The sequence below is a fragment of the Morganella morganii genome, from assembly GCF_019243775.1.
GTDB lineage: Bacteria > Pseudomonadota > Gammaproteobacteria > Enterobacterales > Enterobacteriaceae > Morganella > Morganella morganii.
In genome coordinates, this window is record NZ_CP069157.1 from 2,851,613 (window position 1) to 2,874,522 (window position 22,910).

Annotated in this window: 24 protein-coding genes, 1 tRNA gene and 1 pseudogene; 17 read left to right on the forward strand and 9 right to left on the reverse strand. The window is 45.3% G+C overall.

Translation table 11 applies throughout. The features are described 5' to 3' along the window. Nucleotides 1–5 precede the first annotated feature (5 nt). Entirely contained in the window at nt 6–1,028 is a 1,023-nt protein-coding gene (locus JL661_RS13785) for a type IV pilus twitching motility protein PilT (protein ID WP_049246230.1), read from the reverse strand. A gap of 21 nt (nt 1,029–1,049) precedes the next feature. Between JL661_RS13785 and JL661_RS13790 the strand changes: the two genes are divergently transcribed. From JL661_RS13790 to hemW, 4 genes are all read left to right on the forward strand, one after another. Continuing rightward, nucleotides 1,050–1,748 (forward strand): YggS family pyridoxal phosphate-dependent enzyme, encoded by a 699-nt coding sequence (locus JL661_RS13790; RefSeq protein WP_004237824.1) that lies wholly within the window; start codon nt 1,050–1,052, stop codon nt 1,746–1,748. A gap of 80 nt (nt 1,749–1,828) precedes the next feature. Then, on the forward strand, nt 1,829–2,377 hold the full coding sequence (locus tag JL661_RS13795) for a YggT family protein (protein WP_004237823.1): 549 nt from the start codon (nt 1,829–1,831) through the stop codon (nt 2,375–2,377). 12 nt (nt 2,378–2,389) lie between these two features. Further along, nucleotides 2,390–2,986, forward strand: coding sequence for an RdgB/HAM1 family non-canonical purine NTP pyrophosphatase (gene rdgB, locus JL661_RS13800; protein ID WP_004237822.1), 597 nt, complete (start codon nt 2,390–2,392; stop codon nt 2,984–2,986). Further along, on the forward strand, nt 2,979–4,109 hold the full coding sequence (hemW, locus tag JL661_RS13805; protein ID WP_062773122.1) for a radical SAM family heme chaperone HemW: 1,131 nt from the start codon (nt 2,979–2,981) through the stop codon (nt 4,107–4,109). The genes rdgB and hemW overlap by 8 nt, the downstream gene beginning before the upstream one ends. 221 nt (nt 4,110–4,330) lie before the next feature. On the opposite strand, the gene JL661_RS13810 is transcribed toward hemW, so the two are convergent. The 5 genes from JL661_RS13810 to trmB all read right to left on the reverse strand — a co-directional run bounded on the left by JL661_RS13810 (nt 4,331) and on the right by trmB (nt 8,299). Then, complete coding sequence (locus JL661_RS13810) at nt 4,331–5,287, reverse strand: siderophore ABC transporter substrate-binding protein (protein WP_004237820.1); 957 nt, start codon at nt 5,285–5,287, stop codon at nt 4,331–4,333. 160 nt (nt 5,288–5,447) lie between these two features. Next, nucleotides 5,448–6,176, reverse strand: coding sequence for a DUF2884 family protein (locus tag JL661_RS13815; protein ID WP_004237819.1), 729 nt, complete (start codon nt 6,174–6,176; stop codon nt 5,448–5,450). A gap of 44 nt (nt 6,177–6,220) precedes the next feature. Next, nucleotides 6,221–7,147, reverse strand: coding sequence for a glutaminase B (glsB, locus tag JL661_RS13820; RefSeq protein WP_036418827.1), 927 nt, complete (start codon nt 7,145–7,147; stop codon nt 6,221–6,223). A 106-nt stretch (nt 7,148–7,253) separates the two neighbouring features. After that, nucleotides 7,254–7,580 carry a YggL family protein gene (locus JL661_RS13825; protein ID WP_015422519.1) on the reverse strand — a complete coding sequence of 109 codons (327 nt, stop codon included), beginning with the start codon at nt 7,578–7,580 and terminating at the stop codon, nt 7,254–7,256. Further along, entirely contained in the window at nt 7,580–8,299 is a 720-nt protein-coding gene (gene trmB, locus JL661_RS13830) for a tRNA (guanosine(46)-N7)-methyltransferase TrmB (RefSeq protein ID WP_036418829.1), read from the reverse strand. The genes JL661_RS13825 and trmB overlap by 1 nt, the downstream gene beginning before the upstream one ends. A gap of 228 nt (nt 8,300–8,527) precedes the next feature. On the opposite strand from trmB, the gene mutY reads away from it, so the two are divergent. From mutY to JL661_RS13895, 13 genes and pseudogenes are all read left to right on the forward strand, one after another. After that, on the forward strand, nt 8,528–9,565 hold the full coding sequence (mutY, locus tag JL661_RS13835) for an A/G-specific adenine glycosylase (protein ID WP_062773151.1): 1,038 nt from the start codon (nt 8,528–8,530) through the stop codon (nt 9,563–9,565). A 25-nt stretch (nt 9,566–9,590) separates the two neighbouring features. After that, a complete protein-coding gene (locus JL661_RS13840) occupies nt 9,591–9,863 on the forward strand; it encodes an oxidative damage protection protein (RefSeq protein ID WP_004237812.1) in 273 nt (90 codons plus the stop codon). 69 nt (nt 9,864–9,932) lie between these two features. Further along, nucleotides 9,933–11,009, forward strand: a complete 1,077-nt coding sequence (gene mltC, locus JL661_RS13845) for a membrane-bound lytic murein transglycosylase MltC (RefSeq protein ID WP_036418831.1) — start codon at nt 9,933–9,935, stop codon at nt 11,007–11,009. Between the two features lie 174 nt (nt 11,010–11,183). Continuing rightward, nucleotides 11,184–11,259 (forward strand) — tRNA-Phe (locus tag JL661_RS13850). A gap of 197 nt (nt 11,260–11,456) precedes the next feature. Beyond that, nucleotides 11,457–11,726 (forward strand): annotated as a pseudogene (locus tag JL661_RS13855) (Arm DNA-binding domain-containing protein); the annotation flags it as partial. 550 nt (nt 11,727–12,276) lie between these two features. Further along, entirely contained in the window at nt 12,277–13,431 is a 1,155-nt protein-coding gene (locus JL661_RS13860; protein WP_225310069.1) for an N-acetylneuraminate epimerase, read from the forward strand. Nucleotides 13,432–13,513: 82 nt separating this feature from the next. After that, nucleotides 13,514–14,203, forward strand: coding sequence for an oligogalacturonate-specific porin KdgM family protein (locus JL661_RS13865; RefSeq protein ID WP_062773113.1), 690 nt, complete (start codon nt 13,514–13,516; stop codon nt 14,201–14,203). Between the two features lie 204 nt (nt 14,204–14,407). After that, nucleotides 14,408–15,106 (forward strand): N-acetylmannosamine-6-phosphate 2-epimerase, encoded by a 699-nt coding sequence (locus tag JL661_RS13870; protein ID WP_004237807.1) that lies wholly within the window; start codon nt 14,408–14,410, stop codon nt 15,104–15,106. After that, nucleotides 15,103–15,972: an N-acetylmannosamine kinase gene (gene nanK, locus JL661_RS13875; protein WP_004237806.1), complete on the forward strand. Its 870-nt coding sequence runs from the start codon at nt 15,103–15,105 to the stop codon at nt 15,970–15,972. The genes JL661_RS13870 and nanK overlap by 4 nt, the downstream gene beginning before the upstream one ends. Nucleotides 15,973–16,023: 51 nt before the next feature. Continuing rightward, the gene (locus tag JL661_RS13880) at nt 16,024–17,514 is read left to right on the forward strand and encodes a sodium:solute symporter family protein (protein ID WP_062773110.1); all 1,491 of its coding nucleotides are present in this window, start codon (nt 16,024–16,026) and stop codon (nt 17,512–17,514) included. Nucleotides 17,515–17,526: 12 nt separating this feature from the next. Continuing rightward, a complete protein-coding gene (gene nanQ, locus JL661_RS13885; RefSeq protein ID WP_004238806.1) occupies nt 17,527–18,000 on the forward strand; it encodes an N-acetylneuraminate anomerase in 474 nt (157 codons plus the stop codon). Between the two features lie 189 nt (nt 18,001–18,189). Then, complete coding sequence (locus JL661_RS13890; RefSeq protein WP_062773107.1) at nt 18,190–19,077, forward strand: MurR/RpiR family transcriptional regulator; 888 nt, start codon at nt 18,190–18,192, stop codon at nt 19,075–19,077. A 172-nt stretch (nt 19,078–19,249) separates the two neighbouring features. Then, nucleotides 19,250–20,140, forward strand: coding sequence for a dihydrodipicolinate synthase family protein (locus JL661_RS13895; RefSeq protein WP_004238807.1), 891 nt, complete (start codon nt 19,250–19,252; stop codon nt 20,138–20,140). A gap of 229 nt (nt 20,141–20,369) precedes the next feature. Here JL661_RS13895 and JL661_RS13900 read toward each other — a convergent pair whose 3' ends face one another. From JL661_RS13900 to JL661_RS13910, 3 genes are all read right to left on the reverse strand, one after another. Then, the gene (locus JL661_RS13900; protein ID WP_049246456.1) at nt 20,370–21,029 is read right to left on the reverse strand and encodes a class I SAM-dependent methyltransferase; all 660 of its coding nucleotides are present in this window, start codon (nt 21,027–21,029) and stop codon (nt 20,370–20,372) included. A gap of 338 nt (nt 21,030–21,367) precedes the next feature. Continuing rightward, nucleotides 21,368–21,946 carry a beta/gamma crystallin-related protein gene (locus JL661_RS13905; protein WP_123805119.1) on the reverse strand — a complete coding sequence of 193 codons (579 nt, stop codon included), beginning with the start codon at nt 21,944–21,946 and terminating at the stop codon, nt 21,368–21,370. A gap of 256 nt (nt 21,947–22,202) precedes the next feature. Next, complete coding sequence (locus tag JL661_RS13910) at nt 22,203–22,901, reverse strand: ABC transporter ATP-binding protein (protein WP_004238813.1); 699 nt, start codon at nt 22,899–22,901, stop codon at nt 22,203–22,205. Between the last annotated feature and the right edge of the window lie 9 nt (nt 22,902–22,910).

Here is a 22,910-nt window from a genome sequence, read left to right on the forward strand (position 1 = left end):
ACTGTTTACCATACTGGTACCGCGCCCGCCTCCCCGGCTATCTCTCCTCTGCCGCGCCGCCATTGCAGGCACTGCTCCTCCGTCATCATCCCGGACTGTGAGCCTGACTGCTGGTGAGAGGCAATCTGATACGCTTTATTATCACGGATAAGGCTCGCCACCGCCGGGGTATTGATCAGCACATCAAACAGTGCACAGCGTCCGCCCCCCTGTTTAGCCACCAGATGCTGGCTCAGCACGGCCACCAGACTGCCTGCCATCTGGCTGCACACACGGTTTTTCTCCGCACCGCTGAACACATCCGTCAACCGCTCAATCGCCGCAATCGCGCCTCTGGTGTGGAGCGTACTCAGCACCAGATGCCCGGTTTCCGCCGCCGTCAGGGCAAGCCGGATAGCCGCCTCATCCCGCAATTCCCCCAGCATAATCACATCCGGATCCTGTCTCAGCGCGGCTGTCAGCCCCTGCTGATAATCCTCACAATCACGGCCAATTTCCCGCTGGCGGATCAGCGACTGCCTGCTGCGGTGACGGAACTCCACCGGGTCCTCGAGGGTAATCACATGCCGCCGGAAATGCTGATTGATATAACTGAGCAGCGCCGCCAGCGTGCTTGATTTTCCGCTGCCGGTCGCCCCGGTGACCAGAATCAGGCCGCTTTGCGTTTTTGACAGCAGCCCGGCAAACACCGGCGGTGCCAGGATATCCTCCAGAGAAGGAACTGCGGGGCTTATCAGCCGCAGTGCGGCGTTCAGCAATCCCCCCGCCATAAAAATATTCACCCGCAAAGGTTGATCGCGGATAAACAACGCAAGATCCGCCTGCCCTTTTGTCATCAATCTGTGGTAATTTGCCTGGTCGAGGATCGTCTTTACCCAGCCGCGCAGTGCGTCATCGGTTACCGCCGCACAGTGTGTCTGCGAAAAAAGCTCTCCATCCACCCGTAACACCGGCACCTGACCAACACAAAGGTGCAGATCGGATGCATTATGCTTTACACTAAGGGCGATTAAATTATCCATATTCATTAGGTTATCTCCCGGATCATCATGAAACCAATAAAAGACAATCTGACAGAAATCAGAGAACGTATAACCGCTGCGGCGCAAAAATGCGGCCGCGATCCACACACAGTGACCTTACTTGCCGTCAGTAAAACCAAACCTGTGAGCGCGCTCGAAGAAGCGATAGCTGCCGGACAAACCCGCTTTGGTGAAAACTACGTCCAGGAAGGCGTTGAAAAAATTCAGTATTTCTCTGCGAATCAAAATCTGGAATGGCACTTTATCGGCCCGCTGCAGTCTAATAAAAGCCGTCTGGTTGCGGAGCATTTTGACTGGTGTCATACCATCGACCGGCTGAAAATCGCCCAGCGCCTGAGTGACCAGCGTCCGGCAGATAAAGCACCGCTGAATGTACTTATCCAGATCAATATCAGTGATGAGAACAGTAAATCCGGTATCACCCTTGCGGAATTACCGGCGCTGGCGGAGCAGGTTGCCGTACTGCCGAATGTCTGTCTGCGCGGACTGATGGCAATACCTGCACCGGAAACGGATCCTGAGCGCCAGTCTGCGGTTTTCCGTCAGATGGAAACGGCTTTCCGTGAACTGCAGGGGAAATACCCGCAGGCGGATACGTTATCGATGGGCATGACCGACGATATGGATGCTGCAATTACCTGCGGTTCGACCATGGTACGCATCGGCACTGCAATTTTCGGTGCGCGTAACTATTCTGTATCCTGATCATTCGGTATCATGACCTTCCGGTACCTTAGTGCGTTATCACAAACCGGTTAATTTGTTTTCTGTTAAGGATTTCACCGATGCAAACACTGAATTTTGTTGTCACCACGCTCCTGCATGCCTATGCCACGATTTTACTGCTGCGTGTCTGGATGCAATGGGCGCGCGCGGACTTTTATAATCCGTTTGCCCAGTTTGTCGTGAAAGCCACACAGCCGGTTGTCCGTCCGCTGCGCCGTATTATTCCGGCTATCGGCCCGATTGATACGGCTTCTGTGCTGGTGGCCTATGTTGCCGTACTGCTGAAACTGCTCTTTCCGTGGTTTCTGGCCGGTTTTCAGGGACAACTCGGCGGGCTGATGCTGTTAGTCGCTTTCTTTAATCTTCTTTATCTTGCAGGTATGACGGTATTCTGGGTGATCCTCGCCCGCGCGCTGCTGAGCTGGTTCAGCCAGGGCCGCAACCCGGTGGATTATGTACTGATGCAGCTGACCGAGCCGCTGATGTCGCCGTTCCGCCGTATCATTCCGCCGATGGGCGGTATTGATTTCTCTGCAATGATTGTCATTTTTATTCTGTATGCACTGGGCTATCTCTATAACGATATTGTTCAGTGGATATTTATGTAATCAGGCGCTGATATGACCCGCAAAATTGTTTTAGCTACCGGCAATGCCGGAAAAGTCCGCGAAATGGCCTCACTGCTGGCGGATGCCGGTATGGATGTGGTGGCACAGACGGAACTGGGAGTCGGCTCCGTTGAGGAAACCGGCCTGACCTTTGTTGAAAATGCCATTATCAAAGCGCGTCACGCAGCAAAAGTAACCGGTTTACCGGCTATTGCGGATGACTCCGGGATTTCCGTCGATTACCTCGGCGGTGCGCCGGGGATCTACTCCGCCCGCTATGCCGGAACTGACGGCAACGACGGCGCCAATATCGTAAAACTGCTGGCCGCCCTTGACGGCGTACCTGTGGCGCAGCGTCAGGCGCACTTCAACTGTGTACTGGTGTATATGCGTCACGAAAATGACCCGACACCGATCATCTGCCACGGCCGCTGGGCCGGTGTGATTGCAGAGCAGGCGCAGGGCGAAGGCGGTTTCGGTTATGATCCTGTCTTCTGGCTGCCTGAACTGAATAAAACTGCCGCGCAGCTGCGTCCGGAAGAGAAACAGGCTATGTCTCACCGCGGCAAAGCGCTGGCACTACTGTCGGAAGCCCTGCGTAATGGGTAAGCTTCCCCCGCTCAGTCTGTATATTCATATCCCGTGGTGTGTTCAGAAGTGCCCTTACTGTGATTTCAACTCTCACGCGCTGAAAGGTGAAGTGCCGCATGATGATTATGTGGCACATCTGCTGGCGGATCTGGATGCCGATCTGCCGCTGGTTGCCGGTCGCGAAATCAGCACTATCTTTATCGGCGGCGGCACCCCCAGCCTGCTGAGTGCGGAAGCGATGCAGACACTGATGGACGGCGTACGTGCCCGTATTCCTGTCGCAGCAGATGCGGAAGTGACCATGGAAGCCAATCCGGGCACTGTGGAAGCCGATCGTTTCAGCGGCTACCAGAAAGCCGGTATCAACCGCATTTCCATTGGAGTGCAGAGCTTCGGTGATGACAAACTGATCCGCCTCGGGCGTATTCACGATGCCGGAGAAGCCAAACGGGCTGCCCGGCTCGCGGCGACACTCGGACTGCGCAGTTTTAACCTCGACCTGATGCACGGGCTGCCGGAGCAGCATCTCGGCGAAGCGCTCAGTGACCTGCGCCAGGCGATTGAACTCGCCCCGCCGCATCTTTCCTGGTATCAGCTGACGATTGAACCGAACACCAGTTTCGGCTCCCGCCCGCCGGTGCTGCCGGATGACGACCTGCTGTGGGATATTTTCTCACAGGGCCATCAGTTACTGACACAGGCCGGTTATGTGCAGTATGAAACCTCCGCGTATGCAAAACCGGGATTTCAGTGTCAGCATAACCTCAACTACTGGCGTTTCGGGGATTACCTCGGGATCGGCTGTGGTGCGCACGGCAAAATTTCGTTTGCTGACGGACGCATTCTGCGGACAGTCAAAACCAAACATCCGCGCGGTTATATGGAAGGGCGCTATCTTGATCAGCAAAATGAGGTGGCAACGGAAGACCGGCCGTTTGAGTTCTTTATGAACCGGTTCCGCCTGCTGGAAGCGATGCCGCGCCGGGATTTCACCGATTATACCGGACTGCCGGAATCCGTGGTTCGTCCGCAGATTGAAGCGGCACTGAATGCCGGTGAGATTTCTGAAACCGCAACCCACTGGCAGATAACCGAACACGGCAAGTTATTCCTCAATACGTTGCTGGAACGGTTTTTATAAAACAAAAACCCGGCCGCTTTCACGTCCGGATGAGATTGCTGACAAAGCAGGATAAAACGTGGTTTTTCCTGCTTTGTGTTATCAGCCGAAAATCAATAAATTGATTTTCCTGGTTTATTTTTACAACCCCTGGCGGTCGTCGCCAACCCCTGCGGGTTTGTCAACGGCCTGACCCGGCCGTTTTCACGTCCGGGTTTTTATTATTTATCTGAATCAGCGGATTACAGCGCGCTTTCCACGGCCTGCACCTGACGGTTCAGACTGTCCAGCCCGCCGCCGGAGAGATACCAGAGATCCGGCTGTAACACGATAATCTTGTCATTTTTAAAGGCATTGGTCTTTTTCACACCATCGGTTTCAAAAGCCGCTTTATCCCACTGCCCTGCACCAATCGCCGCGCTGCGGTCAATCACCAGAATCACATCCGGATTCAGCTCTGCCACCATTTCCGGAGTCACCAGCGGGCGTTTATCTTTCTCTGCTTTCGGGTCAACCGGAATATCAACAGCAGCCGCTTTCACCACCTGATAGACAACCGGCTGTTTATTCGGGAATAATTTACCGTCATTATGCAGCATCACCAGCACTTTCTTACCGGATTTGGCGGCTTTTTCCTGAGCCTGAGCAACGGTTTTATTCAGTGCGGCCAGTTCTTCTGCGGTTTTCTTCTCAATATCATAAAGCTGACCGATCAGAGTAATATTCGCCTCTGCCGCAGCCAGATAATCATCACCGCCGGTACCGAGGTTCACTGTCGGCGCGATTTTGTTCAGTTCATCAAATGATTTGCCCTGACGGCCGGTGATCACAATCAGATCCGGCTTCAGTTCTGCAATTTTTGCCAGGTCCGGCGTTTTCATTCCGCCTGCATCAGCGACTTTGCTGTCCACCTGACCTTTCAGATATGACGGCAGATTGCCCAGCGGCAGCGCGACAACATTGTCAGCCAGTCCCAGCTTATTCATGGTGTCGTACACACCAAAGTCAAACAGCACCACGCGGGATGGCTTTTGTGCCACTTTCGCAGAGCCCGACTGATGTTCGATGGTCAGCAGCGGGCTTTTATCCGCCACGGCGGCAATATGATTCGGGGTATATTTCGGCGCGGAGTCAGCCAGCGCAGAAGCGGAGGCAAAGCCTAAAAACGGAATTAACACTAACGGAATGATCTTTTTCATGTTCCTGCCTGATTAAATGCGTTTAACGTCGCAGTTCATTCTAGGCAGAAGCCGAAACATGTCAATCAAATAAGAATCATTATCATAACAATTACCATTTATTTGAACCTGATCGGTTAAAAAAGCAGTTACCGGCACAGAATGTACCGGTAACCTTATATTACTTAAGGGAATTTATCAGCTGAATACGCTGTTGTTCCAGGGTAGTGACTTTGCCGCACACCTGTTTGCTGAACTGTTTAAAATCATCTTCCTGTTCACGCACGGCCTGCTGTAAGGATTTCTGTAACCCGTCCAGCCCGCTCAGTGCCGCACCGGCGGCGCTTTTGTCACCGGTCAGCCCGGCAAGCAGCTGTTTGCGGCCGATTTCATTGATAGCATCCTGAAGCATACCGCCGAGGCGCTGCTGGATCTGCGCCCGTCCGTCCTGCTCCACCTGCTTAATCGCCTGATGATGGAAGGCATAACCATCCGGACGGGTTTCAATGATCCGATCAACCTGTTTATTCAGATCCGCTTCCAGGGTTGTCAGATGGCCGCGCAGTTTGCTGTCCTGCCCCATCTCTTTGATCAGCACTTTATCCACAGCCTGACGGGATTTACCGATCCGGTTTACCGCCTGCTGTTTTATCCACGGCACATCCTGACGCACACCTGACTGGTAGCGTTTTGCATCCGCACTCTGTGCGGCGCTGAGTGTCAGGGATTTGCCGTCGCGGGTGATCTGCCCGTCAGGGGTGATCTTCATTTCCCCGCTTTTCCCGATCACCTGCACATAGGCCGGTGTGATAACCAAATCATCCTGCGGGGTGACACTGCACTGATACCCTTCCGCCGATGCCAGTGACGCGGCACCCAGACTCAGAACGGCAATCCATTTACGTAACATAAACACTCCTGATTCTCAGACAGCGGACGCTGAACCCGGCGGGTTCAGAAAATAGAGCGCCCGATTTTTGCGGATAACATTTCTAAGGCAGCGCAACCGGCCAAAGAGTTCCCTGAATCATCCAGTTCCGGAGACCAGACCACCACAGAAAACTCACCCGGCACCACACAGACGATCCCGCCGCCGACCCCGGATTTACCGGGCATGCCTATCCGGTAAGCAAATTCCCCGGAACCGTCATACATCCCGCAGGTCAGCATCAGGGCATTTATCTGCCGTGACTGCAACGGCGTGATCACAGGCTCCTGACCGCCCAGCGGCACACCGCCGTTGGCCAGATAAGCAAAACAGGTTGCCAGTTCAGCACAGTTCATTGAGAGTGCGCAATAGTGAAAATAGTTCTCCAGCACAGTCAGTACATTATTCTCAAAATTGCCGAAGGATTTCATCAGGAAAGCAATAGCCGCATTGCGGCTGCCGTGCTCCAGTTCAGAACGTGCCACCTGCAAATCATAAGTGATATCCTGACTGCCGGTCAGTTTGCGGACAAACTCCAGCATCCGCTGACGCGGCGCACTGAGGCGGGACTGCAGCATATCCGCGATAATAATCGCCCCGGCATTTATAAAGGGATTGCGCGGAATACCCTTTTCCATCTCCAGCAGCACCAGTGAGTTAAACGGCAGACCGGACGGCTCTTTGCCGACCCGCGACCAGATCTCCGATTCCTTATAACGCGTCATCGCAAGTGTCAGACTCAGCACTTTGGAAATGGACTGCACCGAAAAGCGCTGATACGCATCACCGGCGGCAAAAATCTCCCCGTCCACGGTACACACCGCGATCCCCAGCCAGTCAGGTGAGACTTCCGCCAGCGCCGGAATATAATCCGCCACTTTACCGGAGCCAATCAGCGGCCGGACACGGTGTAAGATATCGTCCAGCAGTTCATTACTAAAGTGTGTGGTCAAGGTTGTTACTCCAAAACACGGCACGCCACAACTCCGGAGGCCGGAGAGAGATAAGGGCACCTTTTCAGGTGCCCTTATTAATAATTAGCGTGGTAAGAAATTTATCTCAGTCCCACCAGATATCGAACAGTTCAGACATCTGAATGTTCTGCATCCCTTTGGCTTTCAGCCAGTCACCCACCAGCTTACGGTGCTCATCGGTACATTCACCGATTTTCTGTAAACAGACCATGGCTTCCCAGCTCAGGTAACCGCTGGCATCCAGCGCCAGGCCGTTCGGCTCGATCACTTCCTCAACCAGCTGGTCAACGGTGCGGTCGATAGTGTCGACATCAGTGCCTTCCGGGAAGTCCCATTTGAAGGAAAAACCGAGTTCGCGGAACTCATCGATACGCATTTTTTTCCGTAAACGACGACTACGTTGTGTTGCCATTATTTCATCCTCTCAAACATCAGATCCCAGACGCCATGGCCTAAGCGATGGCCGCGTTTTTCAAACTTCGTGACCGGCCGGGTTTCCGGGCGCGGTACATAATCCTGTGTTGCTGACAGATTGCGGTAACCCGGTGCCTGAGTCATGACCTCAAGCATGTGCTCCGCATACGGCTGCCAGTCTGTCGCCATATGGAAGATACCGCCCTGCGTCAGTTTTGTCCGCACTTTTTCCGCAAACGGCAGCTGAACAATGCGCCGTTTATTGTGACGGGCCTTATGCCACGGATCAGGGAAGAACAGCTGCACCATATGCAGGCTGTTATCCGGGATCATTTTATCCAGCACTTCGATGGCATCATGGCACATCACCCGCAGGTTCGTCACCCCGGCTTCCTGCGCATCCGCCAGACAGGCACCGACACCCGGAGCATGCACTTCAATCCCCAGATAGTTTTTATCCGGATTCTGTTTCGCCATCTCCACCAGAGAGGCGCCCATGCCGAAACCGATCTCCAGTGTGACCGGTGCATCACGCCCGAACAGTGCGGTAAAATCCAGCAGTTCCGGGGTAAAATCCACCCCTGCTGACGGCCACAGGTCTGTCAGGGCATCTTCCTGACGTTTGGTCAGCCGTCCCTGACGGCGCACAAAACTGCGGACACGGCGCAGGGCTCTGCCGTCTTCATTAAATTCCGGCGAAATTACATTGTTGATCATAAGGTTTGCTGTCAGTATCCCGGCAAAAATAAATCATAATGTGTCCGGCACAACGGGCTGCGCTGCGCTGACACACGCAAAGTGCGGCAAGTTTAGCAAGAGACAACCGACTTCGCACCGGTTAATCATCCTCTTTCGCACAATTTCAGGCAAAAGTTGGTTTACAGTCGCAAAACAGTGTGCTGGAATTCCCGTCAATTAAAACTATTCAATTATTATTTTATTCTCATGGAAGCACAGCAATTTTCGCAATCGGTTCTGACGTGGTATCACCGCTACGGCAGAAAAAACCTGCCCTGGCAGCAGGAGAAAACGCCTTACCATGTCTGGCTCTCTGAAGTGATGTTACAGCAGACCCAGGTGGCAACGGTTATTCCTTATTTTAACCGTTTTATTGAACGGTTTCCGGCGGTCACAGACCTGGCTGCCGCCCCACTTGATGAAGTGCTGCATTTATGGACCGGGCTCGGCTATTACGCCCGTGCCCGCAATCTGCATAAAGCCGCGCAGACTATCGCTTCTGAATTCGGCGGACAGTTCCCGGTCACGTTTGAGGATGTGGTTGCCCTGCCCGGTGTCGGGCGCTCAACCGCAGGCGCGATTCTGTCCCTCTCTCAGAATCAGCATTTCCCGATTCTGGACGGCAATGTCAAACGGGTGCTGGCGCGCTGTTACGCCGTCAGCGGCTGGCCCGGTAAAAAAGAGGTGGAAAACCGTCTCTGGGCGATCGCCGAAGATGTGACCCCGGCTGACGGTGTGCAGTATTTTAATCAGGCGATGATGGATCTGGGCGCGATGGTCTGCACACGCAGCAAACCCAAGTGCGAGCTGTGCCCGCTGCAGTCCGGCTGCATTGGGTATGCAGAGCACAACCCGGCGGCGTATCCCGGCAAAAAACCGAAACAATCAATTCCGGAAAAAACAGCTTACTTTCTTATCATTCAGCATGATAATGAGATCTGGCTGGAAAAGCGCCCGGCAAAAGGGATTTGGGGCGGATTATACAGTTTTCCGCAGTTTGCAACGGAAGACGCCATGCACGACTGGCTGGCACAGCGCCGTATCAGCCACTCACCGTTGCAGCAGCTGATTGCCTTCCGCCACACATTCAGCCATTTTCACCTGGATATTGTGCCCGTTGCCGCAAACGTCACCGATCGCACAGCAGTCCATGACGACAGCGACGGGATTTGGTATAACAGCCAAAATCCGCCGGCGATCGGCCTGGCCGCCCCGGTGGAAACCTTGCTTAAGCAGATCGGGTAAAGAACCCCATTTTTGAGGATGTTACATGAGCAGAACAATTTTTTGCACTTTTCTTCAGCGTGAGGCTGACGGCCAGGATTTTCAGCTCTATCCGGGCGAATTAGGTAAACGTATTTTTAATGAGATTTCCAAAGAAGCCTGGCAGCAGTGGATGTCCAAACAGACCATGCTGATCAACGAGAAAAAACTCAGCACCATGAACCCGGATGATCGCAAACTGCTGGAACAGGAGATGGTCAAATTCCTGTTTGAAGGCCACGATATCCACATTGAAGGCTATACACCGCCTGAAAAATAACCCTGTCATCAGAGCCCTTTCCCGGCTCTGATGTTGTATCTGAACCCGGATCACACCGTATTTATACCCATGAAAAAACTTGCTGCACTGATCATTATTGCGCCGCTGCTGGCTTCCTGTACCGGTTCACAGGAACAGACGGATTACCGTCCTGAATATGTTAAGGATACCAACGGATTTGATATTCTGATGGGTCAGTTTGCCCATAACATTGAAAATATCTGGGGTATAAAAGAAGTTCTGATCGCCGGTCCGAAAGATTATGTCAAATACACCGATCAGTACTACACCCGTTCCCATATCAACTTTGATGCCGGTACCGTCACTATTGAGACGCTGGCGGGGGTTGAGCCGGAAGCGCATCTGCGTCAGGCGATTATCAATACCCTGCTGATGGGAGAGGATCCGGGCTCGGTTGACCTCTATTCTGATGCCAACGATGTCACCATCAGTAAAGAGCCGTTCCTGTTCGGCCAGGTGCTGGATCATACCGGACAGCCGATCCGCTGGGAGTGGCGCGCCACCAAATTCGCGGATTATCTGGTGACCAACCGTTTACAGCGCCGCCAGTCCGGCTCACAGATGATCACCTATATCACCCTGAAACTGGTGCCGAACCATCTGGATCAGCGTGCTCACAAATACCTGCCGCTGGTTCGTCAGGCATCCGCCAAATACGGGGTGGAAGAGTCTCTGATCCTTGCGATTATGCAGACGGAATCCAGCTTTAACCCGTATGCGGTCAGCCGCTCTGATGCGCTGGGACTGATGCAGATTATGCCGAACACCGCCGGACGTGATGTGTTTAAATCACAGGGCCGCTCCGGTGTACCGGGCCGCAGCTATCTGTTTGACCCGGCAAGCAACATCGATACCGGTACCGCATATCTGGCGATTCTGCAGAATACCTATCTCGGTGAGATCAGCAACCCGACATCACGGCGCTATGCGGTGATCACTGCCTACAACGGCGGTGCGGGCAGTGTGCTGCGTGTCTTCCACAGTGATAAGAAACAGGCCGCCCGCATTATCAGCGGTATGGAGCCGGGTAAAGTGTATGAAACCCTGACGACAAAACACCCGTCCGGAGAATCCCGCAATTACCTGCGCAAAGTAAACGACCTGCAAAAAGGTTACCGCCGTTAAACTTTCCGGCGGGCAGCATCCGCAGTTGTCCGCCGGTAATTTTACGTGTTATGCCGTAAAAACAGACGTTATTGATTAAAACTTCAGTAAATTGCAGAAAAAACCGGCACTTGATTAAATTTGAAGGAAATAAGATTGACGCCCCGAACGGAATCGGGTTTAATACGCCTCGTTGCCCGGATAGCTCAGTCGGTAGAGCAGGGGATTGAAAATCCCCGTGTCCTTGGTTCGATTCCGAGTCCGGGCACCACTAATTCATGTCAACGGATCTCTACGGAGGTCCGTTTTCGTTTATAAAGCCCGCCAGATATCTACTTCTCCGTAGTTCTTCATTCAACCCAACTCAACCAAATTCTACCCGCATCAAGTCACTTGCGCGGGTACAAATGAGGGTATAGCCTGATTCGACAGGAATTTGTACCCTCTCGTCTTCCGGAGACCCCTTTTATGGCACTTACTGACGCTAAGATTCGGGCTGCAAAACCGCAAGAAAAACCCTATAAACTTGCTGATTCCGGCAACATATTTTTACTTGTTCATCCCAACGGCTCACGTTACTGGCGACTCCGTTACCGCTTTCAGGGAAAAGAAAAAACATCGGCTCTGGGAATTTATCCTGAATTATCCCTTTCTGACGCACGTGATAAAAGAGACAGCGCACGTAAGCAGATTGCTGAGGGTATCGACCCTTGTGAACAGAAACGGATAAAGAAAGTGTAAGTATCCCGGAAAACGAACCATTAACTTTAACAGATATGTCGATTTCAGCTTTTCATTCACACTAGGCTGTCAGGTTGGATTGTATTCTATCGACGAAACCTGTCAGCTTAAGTCTGAGCTGATACAGTCATGCTACGATCTAATGTGTCTGGCAGATGTACATAAAATGATAGGTGCAGCAGTATTCTGCGCTATTTAATGAGTCCTATCCGGAATACGGAAAGAAACCCGGAGCGGTATATTCAACTATGTCGGAATGTTTTATAACAGTAAGCGTTAGCATAGCTTGCGTGTTCTTATATCACCAACGCAATATAAACATCAATATTATCAATTAGTAACCAGTATTTTTATCGCTCACATTAATTCAAAATTAAATTAAGACTGACCTTCAGGTAAGGAAAAAACATAGAGTTTAAAAAGATAACTTGATCATCTTCACATTTTATAAAACCTCAATTTGAAGTTTTACTCCATTTTATGTTTTATGTTGGAATTATATTTTAAATTGAAATCTCACTTATAACCACCACAAGAGTGAATGCATATGAAAATAATAAATAAAATACCTTATCTCTTTTTCACCATAATACTGTCTTCACCAATATTCTCATCGACCAGCTTTGCTGATAAACTCCCTGACCTTCCTGTGGCATTAAAAAATGGAACCGGAGTAATTAGCCAAAACATTATTTACATAGGTTTAGGTAGTACAGGAAACTCATGGTATAAACTTGATCTTAATGAAAATAAAAAATGGGAAAAAATAGCTGATTTCCCGGGTACGCCAAGAGACCAGGCTATAGCAATTAATTTAAATAATGATATTTATATATTTGGCGGAGCGGGAAAAGAAAATATTGAGAGTGAAACAATAAGCTCATTAACAGATGTTTATCGTTATTCACCAAGTGAAGACAAATGGAGAAAAATAAACACCAGCTCACCTTATGGCTTGGTTGGTCATGCAGGAGTTAGTATCAGCACCAATAAAGCCATCATTCTCGGAGGAGTAAACAAGCAAATATTTGATAAATATTTCATTGATTTAAATAATACTAAAAACAATTCACCCATGAAAAATAAAGTTATTAATGATTACTTTAACAAACCTATAGAAAGCTATTTTTTTAATAGAGTAATACTAACTTATAATGCAGATAATAATCAATGGAATTCATTAGGTACTATTCCTTTTAATGGAACTGCGGGTTCTTCATTAGTAAAAGATAACAATACAATAACCTTGATTAATGGCGAATTAAAACCCGGGTTACGTACCAGTGAAATACAAACGGCTCTATTAGAAAATAATCAACTACAGTGGAATACTACTGTACAGAAACTTCCTCCACCATCACCTGAGCAGCAGCAAGATGGCTTAGCTGGTGCATTTGCAGGTTATAGCGCTCATACTTTACTTGTTGCTGGTGGTACTAACTTTCCGGGCTCTCAGGCTAAGTATTCACAGAAACATTATTTTGCACATCAGGATTTAGATAAAAAATGGCACAAAGAAATTTATGGGTTGATTGATGATCAATGGAAAGTAATTGGTGAACTGCCGATCCCTCTTGGTTATGGAATCACTATTGAGCATGATAATTCACTATATTTAATCGGTGGTGAAACTACAAAAGGTGAGGCAGTTAATTCTGTAATCACTTTAACAATAAAAGATAAAGATCTAATTATTAACTAAACCAATCCCATATATAAATTATAATAATCAACCAAGAACTCTATATTAAATTTATGGCATCCTATCCACTCAGGTAAAAATTATGCTTAATAATAAAATATTGCTGGCATGTTGTACTTTTTTTATATCACTTCAATTAAATGCGACTACACTAGACTTTTGTCATGAATATTCAGATTCATCGAGAATAAATAAAGACCGCATTGCGTTTATTCATTCATTTTCAAATGGCATAGGTTTTTATATTGATGCCAGTATAAAATCAGGTGGTGTTGATGGTGAAAAAGATAAAGTATTTAGTGATGTTGTTAATAATGCCATCGAAATGGGGCTGAGTTACAATCATAAGATAAATAATAATATAACGTTACAACCAGGCTTAATATTCGAAACAGTTACGGACACATCAATTTACAAACCTTATTTAAAGGCACAATATAATTTTGATAATGGTTTATATATTGCTGGTCGTTATCGTTTTGATTATGCCAGAAAAACAAAACAAGGTGTTGACGACGAGAAAACAAATCGCTTTGATACTTTTATTGGTTATAAATATAGTAAATACAAAGTTGAATATGACTATACACAAATGTATAGCGATGCTATAAAATATGATAATAAGAAACGTAATTATGAACATAATGTCTTTTTTTCTTACCAATTGAATGACACATTTACTCCTTATATTGAAGTTGGAAATGTTGCAGTGAGACCGACCAGTGACGCCCGTCAAACCCGGTATCGCTTAGGATTACAATTCCACTTTTAAGTCCTCTATAACATAATACCAAACCTTGTAGTGAATAATCACCCCATTATTCACTACATTATTTTATATGTTTATCAACCAATTAAATGCAACACTCTATTATTTGATCTCCTTCACAAATTACACCTTTCTCAATTGAGAAATTACACTCCATAAAATAGTATCAAATGGAGTTACATTTCAAAAAAGAATGGTGAATTCAAAATGGCATTAATTGAAAAAATGACTAAGGATATTCAACAAAAAGGAGGGCTGATCGTTTCTTGTCAGCCTGTCGATAATAGCCCTATGGATAAGCCAGAAATTGTGGCAGCAATGGCCCGGGCTGCTGTAAATGCAGGTGCCGTAGCAGTACGAATTGAGGGGATAGATAATTTAAAAGCAACCCGCCCCCTTATTGATGTACCAATTATCGGTATTGTCAAACGTGATTTACCGGATAGTCCGGTCAGGATCACGCCTTGGTTAAGTGATGCAGAAGCATTAGCGACAGAAGGTGCCGATATTATCGCTTTTGATGGTACGGATCGTGTACGTCCAGTTCCAATTAATGAGTTACTGGCTTGCATACACCACCTTAATAAATTAGCGATGGCAGATTGCTCCACATTTAATGAGGGAATGCATTGCCGGAAATTAGGAGCAGAATTTATTGGTTCAACAATGTCGGGCTACACAGGTGGCGAAATACCGAAATTACCTGATTTACAATTAGTCACTGCATTGGCTGAAAATGGGTGTCGTGTAATAGCCGAAGGCCGTTATAACACCCCAATAATTGCAGCAAGAGCCATACAAGCCGGAGCCTGGGCTGTCACTGTTGGTTCCGCATTAACCCGACTTGAACATGTTTGTGGTTGGTTTACTCATGCGCTCAAGTTACAGCAGGAGTTAGTTAAATGAATATATTAGCAATTGATATTGGAGGAACAAAGATTTCGGCTGCATTAATCAGCCGGGATAATCAACTTACACAGCATACTCAAATTACAACCCCTGCAAGTGCATCACCAACTCAGCTCTATGAAGCGCTGGCCGCGATAACAACACCACTAAAAGCACATGCAGATGGTGTCGCCGTAGCCTCTACAGGGATCATCTGTGATGGTGTATTAACGGCATTAAACCCCGATAATCTGGGGGGATTAAAAAATTTCCCGTTGAAAAAAATACTCTCTGCATTAACGGATCTGCCTTGCTGGTTACTCAATGATGCTCAGGCTGCTGCATGGGCTGAATATGATTACCGCCATGAAAATATCTCTGATATGGCATTTGTTACAGTATCGACAGGTGTTGGTGGCGGCTTGATTCAGCAAGGACAATTACAGGCAGGAAAACGAGGTATTGCAGGCCATCTTGGCCATACCATTGCTGATCCTCATGGCCCTCTTTGCGGCTGTGGTCGTTATGGATGTGTCGAAGCTATCGCTTCCGGCCGTGCCATTGCTTCACAAGCTGTAAATGAACTTGCAGGGAAAGATGCGAAAGCTATTTTTGCTGCCTATCACCAGGGAAGCCTTCAGGCGAAGACAATAATTGAAAACTCAGCAAATACTATAGCTAATTTAGTTGCTGATATTAAAGCAACAATAGATGCCGACTGTGTTGTTCTTGGTGGAAGTATCGGGTTAGCAAACGGATATATTGAGCTCGTTCAAACAGCTATCAGACAACAACCGGAGGCATTACAGGTGCCTATTTTAGCAGCTCACTATCATCATGATGCCGGACTTTGGGGTGCGGCTCTCTGGGCCAGAGTAAACTAAAAAACTGTCGTACTTCTTACCTTTTACCTTACATATGGCAGGACTAAAAAAATGCAACTACATGATTTTGGTTTCGTTAATTATGCAGTGCTGTTTGGTTATTTAGCAGCAATGCTACTCGTTGGTGTTTATTTCTCTAAACGCCAGAAAACAGCAGATGATTATTTTCGTGCCGGGGGACGGGTTCCCGGTTGGGCTGCCGGCGTTTCTGTCTTTGCAACTACATTAAGCTCAATTACCTTTATGTCTATTCCGGCGAAAGCTTATACCTCTGATTGGACTTTTATTATTGGCCAATATTTAGCGATCGCCATTTTGCCATTAGTATTTTATTTCTACATCCCTTTCTTTAGAAAATTAAAAATCACCTCTGCTTATGAATATTTAGAAGCCCGTTTTGATATACGAAGTCGTTTATTCGCCAGCCTGTCATTTATGTTATTTCATATTGGTCGAATTGCAATTATCACTTATTTGACCGTACTCGCATTACGTCCTTTCATAGGGATAGATCCGATTATATTAGTTGTACTGATTAGCCTGTTATGTATTATTTATACATGGATGGGAGGGATTGAAGGTGTTATTTGGACTGATGTCATTCAGGGATTATTACTTTCAGGTGGTGCTGTTTTAATCTTTATCATGATCTGTTTTAAAGTTGATGGAGGAATTAGTGAGATTTTTACCACAACAGCACAAGCTGATAAATTTTTCCCAGAAGCACAGTTACGCTGGAACTGGACTGACAGTACTATTCCTGTATTAATGATTGGTTTTTTATTTGCCAATATTCAACAATTTACTGCAAGCCAAGATGTTGTCCAGCGCTACATTGTGACTGATTCTATCGAACAGACTAAACGTACTTTAATCACAAATGCTAAATTAGTTGCTGTTATTCCTGTTTTCTTTTTTGCCATTGGTTCAGCCCTGTTTGTGTATTACAAACAAAATCCAGGTTTGTTACCTGAAGGTTTTAATACCGGAGGTATCTTACCCTTATTTATTGTTACAGAAATGCCAGTGGGTATTTCCGGGCTAATCATTGCAGCTATCTTTGCCGCTGCTCAATCGAGCATTTCCAGTAGCTTAAACAGTATTTCAAGTTGCTTTAATTCTGATATCTATATTCGCTTAAGTAAAGTTGAACGACGTTCAGAACAAAAAATGAAAGTCGCCAGATTAGTTATAATTATTGCTGGAGTATTCAGTAGCTTAGCAACAATTTGGTTGGTTTTATCTGACGAATCTGAAATATGGGATGCTTTTAACAGCTTAATCGGTTTAATGGGTGGTCCTATGACCGGACTATTTATGTTAGGTATTTTTGTTAAACGTGCTAATGCAGGTAGTGCGGTCGCAGGCATTATAGTAAGTATCATTGCTGTATTAGCAGCCCGTTATGGCAGTGACCTTAACTTTTTCTTCTATGGTGTAATTGGTGCTATGTCAGTAGTTATTGTTGGTACAATTACTGCGCCATTTTTCTCCGCAGCAAAACAAATTTCATTGGATGATAGTGAAATATCCGGGAACTAACAGGAGGTATCTATGTTATTTGGTCATATATCTGACGTGGCAATAATGCCTGAAATGAATTTGGTATTACGTAATATAATTGAAAAGGCACTCGCACTCGATCCATTATCTTTAGAACCCGGAAGCTATCCTATTGATGATAATGATGTATTTATGAACGTAATGTCATTTGAAACACAATCCCGGGAACAAAAATGTGCAGAATTACATCATCGCTACATTGATATACAAATATTACTATCCGGTGAAGAAGTTATAGATTATGGCGTTCGTCATTCAGCTAAAAATGCCACTGTTTATCATAAAGATGATGACTATCAACTCACTGATACTATTGAAAATAGTCAAACATTATCTTTAACCCCCTCTATGTTTGCTGTTTTTATGCCTTACGAGCCCCATAGACCCGGAATAGCTTCAGAACAAGGAAATAGTATCCTAAAAAAAGCCGTGATTAAGGTAAACCCTGCCCTGCTGGAAAATTAATTTTTGCCGATTAAGTTAAACGCTTTATTCTAAAATATCAGAAATTTTCACTTTGATATCAATGGAATAAAGCGTTTTTCCATTATCACATAATTATCAGAGCAAGGCTTTTTTTTAACCCGCCAGAATTGGTACTCTTGTTAGCAGAATTCCACTCCCTTTGAACTTCAGCAAACAAGGATAATTTTCATGACAAAACAGTCAGTTACCAGACTGAAGCCAGGTAAAATACTCGACACACTGGGGGCAGTGAAAAATAGCCTGACGCGAGTATCACAGCGTATTGCTGAATATATCCTGTTTCATCCTGTTGAAGTCACTCAGCTTTCCATCGCACAACTTTCCCGGGCGACTAAAGCTGGCGAAGCAACTGTAGTACGTTTTTGCCGCACTCTGGGCTATAAGGGCTTTCAGGACTTTAAAATGGATTTAGCCATTGAAATGGCGACATCGGATAGTGAAGAATCACCAATCCTTGATGCTGAAGTTAACCATCAGGATGATATCCATACTATAGGTTTAAAATTACAAGCAACCATCAATAATGTGTTATCAGAAACATTAAATTTACTTGATATGACGCAAGTTAAAGGCGCTGTAAATGCGTTGCTATCATCGAATTATGTTTTTATCTGCGGCGTGGGTTCCTCGGGGATCACAGCAGAGGATCTAAAAAATAAACTGATGCGTATTGGATATCGGGTGGATGCTGTTACCAATAACCATTTTATGTATATGCAGGCTTCCTTATTGAAACCGGGTGATATCGCGATCGGTATCAGCCATTCCGGAAATTCACCGGAAACAGTTCATGCACTGAAACTTGCAAAAGAAGCAGGGGCTACCACAATTGTGCTAACGCATAATTTAGGTTCACACATTATGGAATATGCCAATTATTATCTGATTAATGGTAATCGCCAGGGGAAATTACAAGGTGATTCTATTGGTACAAAAACAGCACAACTGTTTGTTTTAGATTTACTATATACCCTACTTGTCCAGGCTCAGCCTGAAATGGTCAAAGAGCAAAAACTGCGTACACTAAATGCATTGAAAAGTACCAATTCAGCATGAGTTTATAATTAGTGTTATGTGGTCTTGAATAAAACCAGCTAAAGATCACACTTTCATTTTTCTCTTTCTTTAACGCTAATTTCATTATTGCGTTCTGAACGATTGAGTCTTAATATAGAGTCAAACTCCATTAAATAATCAATAAAGAAACATGGCTCCAAAAGGAATAATAATGAAAAAACTCTCTGGGTTAATCGCTGCACCTCATACACCTTTTGCTGCCGATGGCAGTGTTAATTATCCTGTCATTGATAAAATTGCAGAACATCTTATTGCAACTGGTGTTACAGGTGCTTACGTATTAGGAACAACAGGAGAAGGTATCCATTGTTCTGTCGAAGAACGCAAAAAAGTCGCTGAATACTGGGCTGCTGCCAGTCAGGGACAATTAGATATAATTGTTCATACAGGTGCTCTCAGTATTGCAGACACTATAGAGCTATCCCGTCATGCTGAAACATTAGATATTCAAGCTACATCAGTGATTGGCCCTTGTTTCTTTAAACCGGGCAATGTAGATGACTTAGTTGAATATTGTCGTTTAGCAGCGATGAACTCGCCTTCTAAAGGCTTTTATTACTACCACTCTACTATGTCGGGACTAAACATTGACATGGAAAAATTTTTACAAGCGGCAGGAAAAACAATTCCGAATTTATCCGGAATGAAATTTAATTCTCCTGATATGTACGAATTTCAACGTTGCTTACGTGTTGATGGCGGTAAATACGACATTCCATTTGGTGTAGATGAATTTATACCGGCAGGGTTAGCGTGTGGGGCGTTAAGCGCTGTAGGAAGCACCTATAACTATGCTGCTCCTTTATATCTTGAAATAATTGATAAATTTAACAATGGTGATTACAAGGGGATCACTGCGTGTATGGATAAAGTAATTGCAATTATTCGTGTGCTGGTAGAATACGGTGGTGTTGCTGCAGGTAAAGTTGCAATGCAATTACATGGCATTGATGTTGGTGACCCCCGCCGTCCACTACGCCCATTAACTGCAGCACAAAAAACGGATGCACTGGCAAAATTTAAAGCAGCTGGTTTCCTATAATTAACCTTACTCTTGTTCAGTATTAACAATACAAGCTTACTTTTTTACATCTCCCCCATTTTATGATGACAGTGGCTTTCGAAGTGAAAGCCACCTTTTATTTCTTAAAATATTCTCCGGTCAGTCATCCGATTAAGCTGAATAACATCATGTATAAAACAAAAAAGAATATATTGTCACCTGTATAAGAAATTTGCTTTTATTACAGATAATTATATTTTACTACACTTTATTTTTTATTTTTAGCAGTGAATAATGCAACCGTACCCTGAATATTAACTGAAACATCTTCAAACAAAGACGAAAGCATAGTTTCAAGTGAATCCGCAGAGTCATAAACGTTGCTAAAAATCCCTTTTTTGTTATAGACTGACATTAGCTTACTTCCAAAACGGTTATGCTTAACCCCCTCTCCAAGAATAGTCGCGCCATATAAAATCCCATCATCTTTAAGTGTTTCAGTGATATTTATTATCGCTTGTTTCTTATCACTCATTTTCCCCGGCAAACAATGTAATAAATAAAATATGGATACTGAATCAAATCCCCCCCTCAACTCATCAGTAAATCTATTGAAGATATCATGACATAAACAAGAATTTAATTTTTCATCAGAAATATATTTTTTAGCACATTCCAAACTATGAACATTAAGATCGGAAAGCGTTATTTTATTAATTTTATCTGCGGATTTCTTTAAATAAAAACCAGTTCCAACACCAATATCCATATGGTTGTTACCAAGATGAAATTTAAAGTGAGGAATTAAAAATTTATCAGTATTACAATGCCATGCATAGTTATTAGATATCTTTAGCACCCACCAGTCATATAGAGACAAAGAGAGAGGTGTATATACTTTAGAACCATCGTTTGTGTTCAATGACATAAAATCCCCAGAATGGAAAACATATATATTATTTTTTTATTATTTGTTTTAATAGTCGAAAATAATGAGTAATAAATCAGGTTATCATATGTTATAAGTGCATGATAATATACCTGATATTATTCAGAATTATTTATATCACATACCATCCCTGGTATGCTTCATCCGTAATAATCATAAATCACATGTTTTTCTAAAAATTTCTCAGAAACCATTTATACAGATACTGAATAAAAACCACGAGGTCACGAAATACAAAATAACCAAACGCAATTATAACGATTAAAATTAACACCATTCACACAAGTAAATTAACAAGTTATATTTTCATTATCTTTTTATTTCTTTCGAAGTATTTTCATTGAGCTAATACTGTGTGGAAAATCATCTGCATTTCCCTTTCCTGAAGAGCGGGTATAATAGTCACCCTGAAAGTTTTTTTCTTTGAAAAACCGCACTGTCCATCCATCCGGAATATCAAACGACATGATCTTGTTATCAAAATTATATGTACTAAAATCATCAATACTTTCATTGACCAGCAAATGCTGACCTGTTTGATCAAATCCATTAAATAATACAATAGCAGAGAGCCCCTGGTGACGACTATCTCCATTACTCAGTATCACCGTTGCTGTAGTACACATGGCATCTTTTGGCGTACAAAAAATACTATTACTACCCTCTTTATTTTGACAAGACTGACTGGCGTTGAATTGTGCTTGTGTTTTTTTCACATCAACACCGGCATACATCTTGTTAAATGGGGTTAATACACATACATATACACTTTCTTTAAACTCCCGATTATCAGGGTAAGAGTACACAGGGGAATTCACCGTCACGTGAATATTATCAGCTATAGCAACCAAAGGTAGTCCTATCAATAAAAACAAACCTATAACTCGTTTTTTCATATTAAATTCCAAATCTATTTTTACCACTGCGGATCAAAAGGGTCTGTATCCGGGCTATACGGAATCAGATGTCTTCCCCATATGCTTTGCAGCTTTCAATTGAAAATCTTCCCTAAAAGACTATCCTGTAAAGATAAATAGCACATATGCCCCGTTGCGGCAAACCAGAACAACACAGGGAAAAGAACGGTCAGATGGTACAAAAAATAAAATCGTAGTATCAACTTCCCGTGCACTATTTATCTCATTTTTTATTTTAAGTATTTCTGATTTTGGTTTTCTCATCATTCTGAATTAATCTGCCATTTTTCAGGTAGTTAATTTTGTCAGCCATCAATTGTGCTTCATCTTCGCTGTGAGTCACTAACAGTGCTGTTTGCCCGGCTTCCCGTAAAATATCTCTCACTTCCAGCCCTAAACGTTTACGGCTATCCGGATCTAAGCTCGACAAAGGCTCATCTAACAACAATACTGCCGGCTGTGTCGCCAATGCACGTGCTAAAGCAATACGTTGCTGTTGCCCACCAGACATTTCATGTGGATAACGCCCGGCAAGTTCTTTTAATTCTACTAAATCCAGCAGTGTTTGAACTCGTGTTTGCTGATATCCTTTCGGTTGTTTTCTCAGACCGAAAGCAATATTTTGCGCTGCGGTTAAATGGGGGAACAGCGCGTAATCCTGAAATACCATTCCCACATTGCGTTGTTCCGGCGGAAGATGAAGGCCCTCTCCTGCAACACAGCGGCCACCAACATGGATGGTTCCCTGCTCTGTACGTTCAAACCCTGCAATAGCACGTAGTGCAGTGCTTTTTCCGCAGCCGGAAGTACCGAGAAGACAGCCGATCTCCCCTGCATTAATGTGCAAAGAAAAGCCTTTCAGAACATGATTACGTTGATGTTTACTCCCGTAAGAGACATGCACATTATCAAGAACTAACGTTGTGTCTGACACCTGATGACG